At 40.2% G+C, this 12,631-nt stretch carries 12 protein-coding genes; 11 read left to right on the top strand and 1 reads right to left on the bottom strand.

Features of this window, described 5'->3' with window-relative positions:
- Window positions 1-18: 18 nt before the first annotated feature.
- Window positions 19-243 carry a hypothetical protein gene (locus tag QRD02_RS07310; RefSeq protein WP_290254278.1) on the bottom strand — a complete coding sequence of 75 codons (225 nt, stop codon included), beginning with the start codon at window positions 241-243 and terminating at the stop codon, window positions 19-21.
- 142 nt (window positions 244-385) lie between these two features.
- On the opposite strand from QRD02_RS07310, the gene QRD02_RS07305 reads away from it, so the two are divergent.
- From QRD02_RS07305 to ccoN, 11 genes are all read left to right on the top strand, one after another.
- Entirely contained in the window at window positions 386-1,216 is an 831-nt protein-coding gene (locus QRD02_RS07305) for a universal stress protein (RefSeq protein WP_290254277.1), read from the top strand.
- Window positions 1,217-1,238: 22 nt separating this feature from the next.
- On the top strand, window positions 1,239-2,087 hold the full coding sequence (locus QRD02_RS07300; protein ID WP_290254276.1) for a universal stress protein: 849 nt from the start codon (window positions 1,239-1,241) through the stop codon (window positions 2,085-2,087).
- Between the two features lie 194 nt (window positions 2,088-2,281).
- Window positions 2,282-2,878, top strand: coding sequence for a thioredoxin family protein (locus tag QRD02_RS07295; protein ID WP_290254275.1), 597 nt, complete (start codon window positions 2,282-2,284; stop codon window positions 2,876-2,878).
- A gap of 85 nt (window positions 2,879-2,963) precedes the next feature.
- A complete protein-coding gene (locus tag QRD02_RS07290) occupies window positions 2,964-4,232 on the top strand; it encodes an acetyl-CoA hydrolase/transferase family protein (protein ID WP_290254274.1) in 1,269 nt (422 codons plus the stop codon).
- Between the two features lie 105 nt (window positions 4,233-4,337).
- A complete protein-coding gene (locus QRD02_RS07285; RefSeq protein WP_290254273.1) occupies window positions 4,338-4,766 on the top strand; it encodes an RrF2 family transcriptional regulator in 429 nt (142 codons plus the stop codon).
- Window positions 4,767-4,934: 168 nt separating this feature from the next.
- Window positions 4,935-5,399, top strand: a complete 465-nt coding sequence (locus tag QRD02_RS07280) for a hemerythrin domain-containing protein (protein ID WP_290254272.1) — start codon at window positions 4,935-4,937, stop codon at window positions 5,397-5,399.
- Between the two features lie 149 nt (window positions 5,400-5,548).
- On the top strand, window positions 5,549-6,274 hold the full coding sequence (gene ric / locus QRD02_RS07275) for an iron-sulfur cluster repair di-iron protein (RefSeq protein WP_290254271.1): 726 nt from the start codon (window positions 5,549-5,551) through the stop codon (window positions 6,272-6,274).
- 131 nt (window positions 6,275-6,405) lie between these two features.
- A complete protein-coding gene (locus QRD02_RS07270; protein WP_290254270.1) occupies window positions 6,406-7,623 on the top strand; it encodes a hypothetical protein in 1,218 nt (405 codons plus the stop codon).
- Between the two features lie 115 nt (window positions 7,624-7,738).
- Window positions 7,739-10,150 (top strand): heavy metal translocating P-type ATPase, encoded by a 2,412-nt coding sequence (locus QRD02_RS07265; protein ID WP_290254269.1) that lies wholly within the window; start codon window positions 7,739-7,741, stop codon window positions 10,148-10,150.
- A gap of 57 nt (window positions 10,151-10,207) precedes the next feature.
- Complete coding sequence (gene ccoS / locus QRD02_RS07260) at window positions 10,208-10,414, top strand: cbb3-type cytochrome oxidase assembly protein CcoS (RefSeq protein ID WP_290254268.1); 207 nt, start codon at window positions 10,208-10,210, stop codon at window positions 10,412-10,414.
- 13 nt (window positions 10,415-10,427) lie between these two features.
- The gene (ccoN, locus tag QRD02_RS07255; RefSeq protein WP_290254267.1) at window positions 10,428-12,629 is read left to right on the top strand and encodes a cytochrome-c oxidase, cbb3-type subunit I; all 2,202 of its coding nucleotides are present in this window, start codon (window positions 10,428-10,430) and stop codon (window positions 12,627-12,629) included.
- The last annotated feature ends 2 nt before the right edge of the window (window positions 12,630-12,631 follow it).

Here is a 12,631-nt window from a genome sequence, read left to right as displayed (position 1 = left end):
TTAAAATTTATTCATTTGTCATTGTGCCCGCCCCACTGGATTATCTTCATAGAAGTCCTCAAAGGTCTTGGTGGTAGTGTAGGCATCCTTTAATACCCGAAACACGGTAAATATTAAGAATGCCTCGCCTAAAACCGTAAGATAAAAGATCCATCCAAAGGGAAAATCCAGGGCTGCGAAGATGGCAACCATAACCAAAATGGCCGTGGTTATTAGAATATAGGGTATTGCTGAGATTTTCATAATTTTTTTATTTTAAGATAATGAAATTTCAAGGTTGTCATTCTTAATGATTCGCTAAAAATCAGGTCATTGGTTGATAAAAGTCATATTTTCACGCGTATTTTATGGCTATCTTTACGGATATTTATAAAAAACCTTCCCCATGAGAAAAATTTTGATTCCCACTGATTTTTCTGAGAATTCGATGAACGCAGTTCGATACGCCACCGAACTTTTTAAATATGAACATTCAGAGATTTTTTTGATGCACGTCTTTGATGCCGAAACCCCCATAAATACTGCCAAATTTGAGGGGAAACAAATGAAGGTTTCGGAAATGGTGGAAATTGAATTGGAGGAAAAAAGAAAGCAAATCCAAAGTTTTTCGCCCAATCCCAAACATAAAATTCATATTGTTCCAGCTCCGGGATTGCTGGTTGATGAAGTGAATGACTGGGTGGATAAGGAAGATATTGACGTGGTAGTAATGGGTACTAAAGGCAAAACTGCCGATAAAAAAATTACGTTTGGCAGCAACACTCTTCAAGTTATTAAGCTAGTGAAATGCCCTGTGCTTGCCATTCCTTCGGTTTATGAGGACGTTCATCCAAAAAAGCTATTGTTCCCCACGGATTTCCAATTGCCCTATAAACGCCGGGAATTAAAGCTAGTGAGCAGTATTGCGAAACGCTTCGTTTCCAAAGTTGAATTTTTATATGTTTCAAAATTCCCTACTTTATCATTAAGGCAGCAGGAGAATAAAGACTTTTTAGAAGCTTCATTTGCTGAAAATAAGGTGAATTTCAGGCAGGAAATGGGAGCCGATATAACATCAACCATTAATTCAGTTATCGCTGAAAACAGCGTCGATTTTCTTGTAATGATAAATACCCGTCATTCTTATTTGGAGAATATTCTTCATCAATCAACTATTGAAAAAATTGGCCTTAAAATAGATATTCCATTTTTAGTACTTCAAAACCTTCCTCGATAATACATTTCTAAACATTCATAAAATGAAAAAAGTCCTCATTCCCACCGATTTCTCCGAAAATGCCTATGCAGCCCTATTATATATAACAAAACTTTACAGGGATGAACCTTTGCAAATAACCCTTCTGCACTCATTTGGGGAGGAAGTGGGCAAGCTGACCAGTCGTGTTGATATCGGTCGTTCAGAAAGCATTATCGAAAAGCTGTACCGGCAGTCTGATGAAGACGGTTTGGCATTGGTGAAGCAAATTAAACTGGATTCCCCAAAAATAGCGCACAGTTATGAAGTAATTTCAACACCCGCGGCGCTTTCAAACACCATCAATACTTTGGTTGCCACCGAAGGAATGGATCTGGTGGTAATGGGTAGCAAGGGCCGCACCAGTACGGAAGATATTTTGATGGGAAGTACAACCATTAAAATTACAAAGTCCATAGAAGCCTGTCCGCTTTTGATTATTCCGCGCAATATAGATTTCGTGGTGCCGATAAACATAGCATTTGCGACGGATTATAAAGATTTTTATCCAATTTCGAGTTTAAAGCCTATCGTTCGTTTGGTTCGGCAATATGATTCCATCATTCATTTGGTGCATGTGGGCGGAGAAAAGGAAATGGATGTTGCGCAAAAACAGAACCTGGAAAACTTTAAAAACGACCTCACGGAATATGATTCGGAATTTCATTTTATTCCGAAAAAGGAAAACATTTCAAAAACGTTGCACACCTTCATTGATGGCCATAACATAGATTTGTTCGCATTGGTTTATCACAAGCACGCCTTTCTAAAGCAGCTTTTTCGCGAACCGGTTGTAAATAGGGTAGGGAAACACGCCCATGTGCCAACGTTGGTAGTGCCATTATCTTCTTAAAAATATAGTTTCGCAGGAGGATAAGAAAAATTTCCTTTTAAAAAACCTAACTTAAAATTTCGTGAAAACAGAAAATCCCACTTTATGATAACAGTCATAATTTGATACTTTTTTGAATGCTTATTTTGCATACCGTCATCACAGCTAAAGATTAAATGTTTGCATTGGAAAAAACAAATTAAAAGAATTAAACCATGAAATATATAATAGAAAACTCCATCAACAACGCCATGGATTATACACAGTATAATCTACTTTTTAAGCAATTGGTGGAAGCGGGCAGCACCACTGGCGTGCAAACGCAGGAGAAAATAGATTACACCAAATTGAACGTCAGCCGAAGCAAACGATTGGACAAAACCGCTGAAATTTTGACGGAGCAGGCCCAAATCTTGAAAAACTTTCCCGACAAACAAACTTGGCTAGTGATCAGTGAGCCTTGGTGCGGCGACGCAGCACAAACATTGCCTTATTTAAATAAGATGGCCCAACTTTCTGAAAATATTTATTTGAGAATTGTGCTTCGCGATGATAATCCTGAATTGATGGATAAGTTTTTGACCAACGGCACCCGCTCCATTCCAATCTTAATTATGGTGGATGAAAATTTCAACGTTAATCAAACTTTTGGTCCCCGCTCCAAAGCGGCTACCAAATTGGTTGCGGATTATAAAACCCGCCACGGTAAAATTGACGATACTTTTAAGGAAATGCTTCAACTATGGTACAATCAGGACAAAGGTCTATCCATTGTGAATGACATTTTGGAAACCACGGAAGTGGCGCTGTAGATTAATCCTGCAATCCTTTTTAAAATCTGACCAAAATCATTTAAAATTTCGAACCTATTCCCAACCTTTGCACAAAAATTACATTATGCAAATAGTTTCCGCCGAAGAGGCCGTATCCATAGTAAAAACCAATAACCGCGTGTTCTTTCAAGGTGCGGCAATGACCCCAAACTTGTTGATTGACACCCTGTGCGAACGTTATCGGGAACTAGAGAATGTTGAAATAATCCAGATTCACACCCACGGCGAGGCAAAATACGCACAAGCCCCGTATACTGATGCTTTCCATCTTTCAAGTTGCTTTGTTGGCGACAATGTTCGAAAAGGTGTGAATACCAGCTATGGCGATTATATTCCGGTTTTCTTAAGTGAAATCCACTGGCTTTTTAGAAGAAATATTCTTCCATTGGACGTGGCCTTTATTCAGGTGTCACCTCCTGACAAACACGGTTATTGCTCGCTTGGGGTATCGGTAGATGTTACCCTGCCCGCCATTCAAACTGCAAAACATGTGGTTGCACTTATCAATCCAAACGTGCCCAGAACCCATGGCGATGGCATAATTCATATAAAAAATATCGATTTTGGGGTGGAAATAAATTCCCCTATTTATGCATCCGTGTTGGGTGAACCATCACAAATTGAGGTCACTATTGGAAGGAATGTAGCCGAATTGGTAGAAGACGGCGCCACTCTCCAAATGGGCATTGGGAACATTCCCAATGCGGTGCTTCACAATTTGGGCAATCATAAAAGATTGGGAATACATACCGAAATGTTCAGTGATGGCATACTGCCATTGGTCGAAAATGGAATTATTACGGGCGAGGAAAAAGAAATTAAAACGGGGAAAATAGTTACCTGTTTCGCAATGGGAACAAAGAATTTATATGATTTCATAAATGATAATCCCATCGTCCATTTTAAGGAAGCGGCATATACCAATGACACCGCCATTATCCGTAGAAATCCCAAAGTAACAGCAATAAACAGTGCAATCGAAATTGATTTGACCGGCCAAGTTTGTGCAGATAGTATTGGTATGTATCAATATTCCGGAGTGGGCGGGCAAATGGATTTTATTCGCGGGGCTTCGCTTTCACCGGGCGGAAAACCAATTATTGCTATGCCCTCCATCACTAATAAAGGAATTTCCAAGATTACACCTTTTTTAAAGGAAGGTGCCAGTATTACAACCACTCGTGCCCATGTGCATTACGTTGTAACGGAATATGGTGTTGTGAATCTTTTCGGGAAAGGCTTGGAGCAACGGGCGAAAGCGCTAATTTCCATAGCACACCCGGACCACCGTGAGGCATTGGAAAAAGCGGCATGGGAGCGTTTTAATGGTTAAAAATATTCACTGGAACACTTTCTGAAAAAACCTGCCACTGAGCACTTTAGGCAATTCTATGTTATTTGTTGAGGCTTTTTTATAAATTTGGACAAAACAAATCCTATGTTTTCAAAAGCGTGCGAATATGGTATTCGGTCTGTTCTGTTCATTGCCGAACAATCACAAATGGAGCGCCGGCCCACGATTGTTGATATTGCCAATGCCATTGGTTCTCCGCTACCGTTCACCGCAAAAATTTGCCAACAGTTGGCACGTTCCGGAATAATTATTTCAAAAAAAGGCCCGAATGGAGGGTTTCATTTACCGAAGGACGCTACTCTTACTTTGGCTGATATAGTGGTCAGTATTGATGGACAAAATATTTTCAGTGGCTGCATCTTAGGTATGCCCGAATGTTCGGCTGCCCGTCCTTGCCCGGTTCACGACCAATATAACGACATCCGAAAAGGTCTGAAAAGTATGTGCGAAAATACCACAGTAATGCAACTATCAGAAAAGCTTCGGAAGGGAGAAACGTTTCTTAAATTTTAAATAATTCAAATTAATTCAATAATAATATCATCCCGTTTTTATTTCCGATAATTTTGTCTGAATTTGCTCCGTTTCCTATCTTTGCACAGAGAAGATGCTCAACAACAAAATCTTATTTGAACTGGCCATTGGATTTAACCACGGAATTTCATTTTTAAAACAATAACGATGGAAAGAAAGAAACCAATCAAACGCCATAAAGCCTTGCAGCCGTTAAGCCGCCAGCACCATTTTGGGCTACTCTTCAGTTGGAAGTTGCGCAAGGGATTTCATAAAAATATTGAGATCCAGCGAATGCAGGATTTTGCAAAATGGTTTTATGAGCACGAAATAGCGCCCCATTTTAAGGATGAGGAAAAATATCTTTTCCCAATTTTAGAAAAAGATAACGAACTCGTGGAACGTGCATTGAAGGAACATCGTAGAATAAAACGCCTGTTCCACGACTCCAAAGATCCTGAAAAATCCTTGCATCAATTGGAGGAGGAGCTGGATGCCCATATTCGTTTTGAGGAGCGCGTGCTCTTTAATGAAATTCAAAATGTTGCAACCGAGGCCCAACTACAAAAAATTGAGGAAATACATAGTAACTTGGAAAAATCTCCCGAATATCACGATCCTTTTTGGGAGTAGTTTCTTCTGAATATCAGAAAATAAGGATAGTTCAAGATGATTGGTTTTTTATTTCGGACAAAAATATCTGTTTATGATTTAGGTCATATTTTCTTTTTGCCGTGTTTCTGAAATTTGCATTGTAATTATTCAATAAAACAATAAGAATCATGACAACACTTCAAGAACGTACGGTAGCCGATGTGGTTACGGAAAATATAAAAGCAGCTCACATTTTCAAGAAGCACGGCATCGATTTCTGCTGTGGCGGCGGGGTAAGCATTAAAAAAGCCTGTGAAAAAGCAAAGATAGATCCCACCATTTTGGAGGCAGAATTATTAAAGCTGGATAATGTAATGGACCGCGCCCACGATTATAACAGTTGGAAACTAGATTTCCTGGCAGACCATATCATCAACGTTCACCATCATTATGTGGAAGAAAATAGCCCACTTTTACTGCAATATTCAAAGCGTGTAAATCAAGTTCACGGCCACCACTATACCGAACTCGCCGAGATTGAAACCTTGGTAACAAGGGTTGTTCAGGCTATGGCGTCACACCAAAAGAAAGAAGAACTGATTCTATTTCCCTTCATAAAAAAAATGGTAAACGCAGAGCGGGAAAACTCTGAAATGCCTGCGATACATTTCGGTACTGTGGAAAATCCTATTAAAATGATGGAGGAGGAGCACGAGGAGGCTGGCGAAATAATGCGGAAAATTGCAGAACTGAGCAACAACTTCACTCCACCTCAGGGAGCTTGCAATACCTATCGTGCATTTTATGCGAAATTGGATGAATTTGAACAGGATTTGCACCAACACATCCATTTGGAAAATAACATACTTTTCCCAAAAGCCTTGGGACTGGAAAAGAGGCTAACAAAAAACTAAACCGCTTTTAAAATTCCTCGCCCCAAATCTTTGGTTTTTTTATTTGATTGGTTTTTATGACAGTTCGGAGTTTTGGCAACGTTGAATGTTTGCTGCCAAAATCCGAACTGTTTTTTTAATTTTGAAATCGGATGGATTTAAGAAAACACATAGCCATTGCACTTTTCTACTTTTTGATGGTAGCATTGATGGGGGTTTTGCTGCGCTTGTTTTTCGTAACGCCCATTTCGCTTAATTATAAATACATTCTGCACGCACACTCGCATACTGCGCTGCTTGGCTGGATTTATTTGGGGCTTACAACTTTAATTTATAAAATTTTTCTTGTCGAAGCACAAAAGACGAAGGTGTACAAAATTATTTTTGTGTTTACGAATCTATGTATAGCCGGAATGTTGATAACCTTTCCCATTCAGGGTTACGCACTGTTTTCAATCATATTTTCAACCTTGTTTCTGTTTGCATCCTATTGGTTTACATTTTACGCGATGAAATATGTGCCGCAACATTTTAGAAAGAGATTTTCCTATAAATTGATAAGAACCTCCCTTTGGTATCTGGTGCTTTCCAGCATTGGTCCTTGGGCAATTGGTGGTGTAATGGCAACATTGGGTCCCGAATCTATTTGGTACAAATCCTCCATTTATTTCTACCTCCATTTTCAATATAATGGTTGGTTTATAATTGCACTTTTGGGCATATTGTTCTACATATTGGAGTCCAAAGGAATTTATTTCAATCCCCAAAAGCTGAAATCATTTTTTCTGCTTTTGAATTTCGGGATATTGTTTACCGTTTTTCTATCATTTCTCTGGTTTTTGCCGCCCGTTGCATTAAATGTGCTAGGTCTGTTTGGTGCGGTAGCGCAAGTTTTGGCGTTTTATGAGCTTTATTTGTTATTAGGGCCACAATTGCCAATTTTAAAAGCGGGATGGAGCAAAATGAATTTTCGGCTTTTAAAAATTGCCGCGGTTTTAATGGTTGCAAAACTTGTCCTGCAGCTTGTTTCTGCTTTACCATATTTCGCTAATCTGGCATTTCAGTTAAAGGATTTTGTGATTGGCTATCTACATTTGGTTTTCTTGGGAATCGTAATCCCATCCATGCTCGCATTCCTGCAGTACTTCAAATTAATAAATCTGTCCAAAACCTTTTTATTGCTCTTTCTTTTTGCCTTTGTGAGCACGGAAGTGCTCATATTTTATAAGGCTTTCGCCCTATGGATGGGGTTTACCCTATTTCCGCAATATTATTTGCTGCTTGCTATTTTAAGTTCCGTTTTTCCGGTGGCAGTGGCATTTTTGTTTTTTAAAAACATTAAAAATTTGTATTTTTCTCCGAGGACTTAAATTTTTTTATTGAGAAGTTATATCGTTAAAGGGTTTTAAACTGACAAATGTCATTTCGCAAAACCGAATCTCTTGCAACCTTTGCAGCCGAAATAACTAGCAAATTTTAAGATTAATGGTTAACTGTTTCCATTGTGGCGATGCGTGTTTGGACGTTGAAATTCAACATGCCGAAAAATCCTTTTGTTGTCATGGCTGCAAAACAGTTTTTGATATTCTGCACGATAACGATTTAAGTTATTATTACGATCTTGAAAAAACCCCGGGAATTTCGCCAAAGGAAATTGCCGGAAAATATGATTTTCTTGATAATGCAGCAATTGTTGATAAACTTTTGGAATTCAATGACGGCAATATCGGGATTGTTTCCTTTACCATTCCTGCAATCCACTGCAGCAGCTGCATTTGGATTCTTGAAAATTTGAACAAGCTCAATCCTTCCGTAAAATCTTCACAAGTTAATTTTCCCGAAAAATCTGTGCGAATAACTTTTTCTTCCGAAGAAAATTCGCTGAAAAACTTAGTACTTCTTTTAAGCCGAATAGGATATGAACCATACATTTCACTGGAAGATTCCGAAAGAAAGGAAAAAAGCATCAACCGAAGCCTAATCTATAAACTCGGAATTGCGGGTTTTGCTTTTGGCAATATTATGTTCCTTTCGTTTCCGGAATATTTCGAACATTCCGAATTTTGGCTGGACCAATTTAAACCCTTTTTCCGCTGGCTGATGTTTGCATTTTCGCTACCGGTGGTTTTTTACTCGGGCAGTGGCTATTTCACTTCGGCCTACAAAGGGCTTCGCTCTAAAATTTTGAACATAGATGTTCCCATAGCCCTAGGAATTGCGGTTCTTTTCATCCGAAGCACTATTGATATTATGATGGACTTGGGCACGGGCTTCTTTGATAGTTTGAGCGGGCTGGTTTTCTTTTTGCTTCTCGGGAAATTTTTTCAGCAGAAAACCTACAGCTATCTTTCCTTTGAGCGGGATTATAAATCTTATTTTCCCATTGCCGTTACGCGACTTTTCAAAAATGCCGAAGGAAAAACAATCGAGGAACAAGCCGAGGTTTACAACGTAAAAAAAGGCGATCGGCTGCTTATCCGCAATAATGAAATCCTTTCGGTTGATGCCATTTTAATTAAGGGCAATGCACTGATAGATTACAGTTTTGTTACCGGCGAAGCGGAGCCAATTTCAAAAATAAGCGGCGATAAACTTTTTGCGGGCGGAAAGCAACAGGCCGGTATTTTGGAAGTTGAAGTGCTGAAACCCGTGGCGCAAAGTTACCTAACCCAACTTTGGAGCAATGACGTTTTTAGCAAGGACAAGACCGGTGCCTTTGAAAATATTACCGATGCAATCAGCAAACGTTTTACAATAGTATTGCTTTCCATTGCTTTTGTTGCCACTATTTTTTGGCTGGTTGTTGATCCTTCAATAGCGTTTAATGTGTTCACTTCCGTTTTGATTGTTGCATGTCCGTGTGCCATTGCGCTGGCCGCACCCTTCACTTTGGGCAATGTGTTGCGAATTTTCGGAAGGGAAAAACTGTATTTAAAGGAAGCCTCGGTTATCGAGCAAATGGCGAAGTTGGACACCGTAGTTTTTGATAAAACCGGAACGCTCACAACCAACCAGAAAAACATGATTACCTATGAAGGCATTGCGCTTTCGGCGGAAGAGAACAAACTGCTCACCAGCACCCTGAGGGCATCGGGCCACCCACTCAGCCGATCCCTTTATTCCATGTTGGAAAAGAATGATATTCAAACATTGGATGATTTTGAAGAAGAAGTGGGTAAGGGTATGTCCGCCACCTTCAATCAAAATTCAATAAAGGTAGGCTCGTTCGATTTTGTTGGTGCTAACAGTGAAGCTACTTTCGAATTGAAAAATAGAACAACCGTACACATAAGCACCAATAAAATTTATAAGGGATGCTACATCTTTAACAGCGAATACAGAAATGGCGTCGCCGAAATCTTTGAACAACTGGGTAGCGACAAAGAAGTAATTGTGCTTTCCGGCGACAATGAAGGCGAGCGCGAACGATTGGAAACACTACTGCCCAAGGGAACAAAACTCTACTTCAACCAAAAACCGGACGATAAGCTCAACTTTATTAAAACCCTTCAACAAAAAGGCAAAAAGGTTTTAATGATAGGCGATGGGCTGAATGATGCCGGCGCACTAAAACAAAGCGACGTGGGTTTTGTGGTTTCAGAAAATACGAATGTTTTTTCCCCGGCCTGTGATGGAATTCTGGATGCAGCCCAATTCAAAAAAATTGGGGATTATCTTAATTTTTCCAAAAGCGGAGTACGGATTATCAAATGGGCTTTTTTGCTATCGTTGTTTTATAATTTAATCGGGCTTTCGTTTGCGGTAACGGGGCATTTAAAACCTGTGGTTGCTGCCATTTTGATGCCGTTAAGCTCTATCAGTATAGTTGTTTTTACCACTATTGCCACACAGTATATAGGCAAAAAACTAAGAATGGATATAAATAAGCAAAGGTGACGAATGTCATATTTTATGGTTACGCACAACAATAATTTTGAAAAATATTAATAGAAAATGAACATCATTTACATGCTTTTGGCTATCAGTGTTTTCGTGGCACTCATCTTTTTTGTACTGTTTATTTTTTCAGTAAAAAAAGGCCAATATGACGATACCTACACACCTTCCGTACGCATGCTATTTGAAGATGAACTAGTAAAGGAAAAGGATAAAAACCAAAGAAAAACTTCAAAAGAAGAAATAACCAATCCCCACAAATAATTCTATTTACCCTATGCAAACAGAACAATTTTATTACGACAACAAGATCGTCAAAAAGTTTATAAATGCGACCATTTTCTGGGGCCTCATCGGTATGAGTGTAGGCTTACTGCTGGCATTTTTGTTTTTGTTCCCTAATTTAACCGAAGGCATTTCGTGGTTAAGTTTCGGTCGTTTGCGACCCTTGCACACCAATGCGGTTATTTTCGCTTTTGTGGGGAACGCAATTTTTGCTGGAGTTTATTATTCATCCCAGCGACTGCTAAAAGCGCGCATGTGGAGCGACTTTCTCAGCAATTTAAATTTCTGGGGGTGGCAGGCAATTATTGTTGGCGCGGCAATAACGCTTCCTTTGGGATATACAAGTTCCAAAGAATATGCAGAACTTGAATGGCCTTTTGATATTGCTATTGCCATAATTTGGGTAGCCTTCGGAATAAACCTGATAATGACAATGATAAAAAGGCGCCAGCGTCACCTTTATGTGGCCCTGTGGTTTTATTTGGGCACTTGGGTAACCGTGGCAGTATTGCACATTGTGAACAGTATGGCCATTCCTGTAACTGCCCTAAAAAGTTATTCCATGTATTCCGGGGTGCAGGATGCCCTCGTGCAATGGTGGTATGGGCACAATGCGGTGGCATTTTTCCTAACCACTCCGTTTCTCGGTTTGATGTATTATTTTGTACCGAAAGCGGCCAACAGGCCCGTGTATTCCTACCGTCTTTCCATTATCCACTTTTGGTCGTTGATTTTTATTTATATCTGGGCCGGACCGCACCACCTGTTATATACTGCCCTTCCGGAATGGGCACAAAATTTGGGTGTTGCATTTTCGGTAATGCTCCTGGCGCCGTCTTGGGGTGGAATGATCAACGGTCTTTTAACCTTGCGTGGCGCTTGGGACAAGGTACGGGTGGATCCAGTTTTAAAATTTATGGTGGTCGCAATCACCGGCTATGGAATGGCAACCTTTGAAGGCCCAATGCTTTCGCTTAAAAACGTAAACGCAATTGCACACTTTAGTGATTGGATTATTGCCCACGTGCACGTTGGCGCACTTGCTTGGAACGGTTTCCTAACTTTTGGGATGGTTTATTGGTTGGTTCCGCGCCTGTTCAAAACAAAATTATATTCCATAAAATTGGCAAATGCCCATTTCTGGATTGGCACCGTGGGTATTATAATGTATGCTTTGCCAATGTATGTGGCCGGCTTTATGCAAGCTTCCATGTGGAATCAGTTCAATCCGGACGGAACACTCACTTACGGTAACTTTTTGGAAACTGTTACCCAAATTATCCCAATGTATGCCATGCGGGCTATTGGTGGAAGCCTCTATATTGCGGGTTCCTTTATTCTGCTTTATAACGTAATAATGACCGCCCGAAGTGGAAGCAAGGTTACCGATGAACTTGCCGAAGCGGCCCCGTTAACGCCCGTTACAAAAAAGCAGACGGCAGGCGAGGGCTGGCACACTTGGTTGGAAAGACGACCTGTGAAATTGACAATATATGCAACCATCGCCATTTTAATTGGGGGAATGGTACAAATTATCCCTTCGTTAATGGTTGATGAATATGTGCCAAAAATTTCGAGTGTTAAACCTTACACCCCGCTGGAATTGGAAGGTAGAGACATCTACATCCGCGAAGGCTGCGTTGGTTGCCATTCCCAAATGATTCGCCCCTTCAGAAGTGAAGTGGAGCGCTATGGGGAATATTCAAAATCGGGCGAATTCGTTTATGATTATCCCTTCCTCTGGGGCAGTAAGCGCACCGGCCCTGACCTTCACCGTGTGGGCGGTAAATATTCTGATAACTGGCACCTAAACCATATGTACGATCCAGAAAGTACTTCCTCCGGTTCCATTATGCCCCGCTATCCTTGGTTGATTACTTCAGAATTGGATAAATCCGACACTGAATCTAAAATGAAAGCTATGGTGAAGCTGAGTGTGCCTTATACCGAGCAAGAAATTGCCAATGCTCAAAAATGGATGGATGAACAAGGTACTAAAATTGAGCAGAACTTGTACAGCGATCCCGACTTCGCAAAAACTTATGAAGCAGATAAAAAATATGCAGCGGAAAACGGCGAAGAATTCATAGAAATGAAAAACCGCGAAATTGTGGCAGTTATCGCCTATTTGCAACGTTTGGGAACAGATATAAAAGTTGAAAACACTGAAGATGCTTCGGCCAAAAACGAATAGTT

The organism is Aequorivita aurantiaca (genome assembly GCF_030410135.1).
GTDB lineage: Bacteria > Bacteroidota > Bacteroidia > Flavobacteriales > Flavobacteriaceae > Aequorivita > Aequorivita aurantiaca.
The sequence above is the reverse complement of the archived record's forward strand: the minus strand, read 5'-3'. Positions and strand labels throughout refer to the sequence as shown.

Coding starts and splice junctions, on each gene's coding strand:
- QRD02_RS07310 (WP_290254278.1), bottom strand. CDS start 243: ATGAAAATCTCAGCAATACCCTATATTCTAATAACCACGGCCATTTTG.
- QRD02_RS07305 (WP_290254277.1), top strand. CDS start 386: ATGAGAAAAATTTTGATTCCCACTGATTTTTCTGAGAATTCGATGAAC.
- QRD02_RS07300 (WP_290254276.1), top strand. CDS start 1,239: ATGAAAAAAGTCCTCATTCCCACCGATTTCTCCGAAAATGCCTATGCA.
- QRD02_RS07295 (WP_290254275.1), top strand. CDS start 2,282: ATGAAATATATAATAGAAAACTCCATCAACAACGCCATGGATTATACA.
- QRD02_RS07290 (WP_290254274.1), top strand. CDS start 2,964: ATGCAAATAGTTTCCGCCGAAGAGGCCGTATCCATAGTAAAAACCAAT.
- QRD02_RS07285 (WP_290254273.1), top strand. CDS start 4,338: ATGTTTTCAAAAGCGTGCGAATATGGTATTCGGTCTGTTCTGTTCATT.
- QRD02_RS07280 (WP_290254272.1), top strand. CDS start 4,935: ATGGAAAGAAAGAAACCAATCAAACGCCATAAAGCCTTGCAGCCGTTA.
- ric (WP_290254271.1), top strand. CDS start 5,549: ATGACAACACTTCAAGAACGTACGGTAGCCGATGTGGTTACGGAAAAT.
- QRD02_RS07270 (WP_290254270.1), top strand. CDS start 6,406: ATGGATTTAAGAAAACACATAGCCATTGCACTTTTCTACTTTTTGATG.
- QRD02_RS07265 (WP_290254269.1), top strand. CDS start 7,739: ATGGTTAACTGTTTCCATTGTGGCGATGCGTGTTTGGACGTTGAAATT.
- ccoS (WP_290254268.1), top strand. CDS start 10,208: ATGAACATCATTTACATGCTTTTGGCTATCAGTGTTTTCGTGGCACTC.
- ccoN (WP_290254267.1), top strand. CDS start 10,428: ATGCAAACAGAACAATTTTATTACGACAACAAGATCGTCAAAAAGTTT.